Below are 255 nucleotides of genomic sequence, written 5' to 3'. Positions count from 1 at the left end.
TCCATTCTCTTTAACCAGATGAAACGCTTCTGTGAAAGCCTCATATAGTTTTCTTTGATATTCGTGAATGCTTATTTTGTTTGCCTGTCGAGCCTCTCGGGCTGACTTCCAGGCAAACACCGCGGACACGACCGCAACCAAGAAAGCAACGCTCGCAATTAAATTTGCCCAAGATGCTGCATCCATAAGTTCAAGCTCCTCCAGCCCCATGCCGGGCCGAACACAAATACCCCACTTCTACGAATCACGCCAACC

At 48.6% G+C, this 255-nt stretch carries 1 protein-coding gene; it reads right to left on the bottom strand.

Translation table 11 applies throughout. The features are described from left to right. A partial coding sequence (locus L6D63_RS28510) for a hypothetical protein (protein WP_236170522.1) occupies positions 1-186 on the bottom strand: 186 nt, incomplete at its 3' end. Between the last annotated feature and the right edge of the window lie 69 nt (positions 187-255).

Source organism: Pseudomonas parakoreensis, from assembly GCF_021602155.1.
Lineage (GTDB): Bacteria > Pseudomonadota > Gammaproteobacteria > Pseudomonadales > Pseudomonadaceae > Aquipseudomonas > Aquipseudomonas parakoreensis.
The sequence above is the reverse complement of the archived record's forward strand: the minus strand, read 5'-3'. Positions and strand labels throughout refer to the sequence as shown.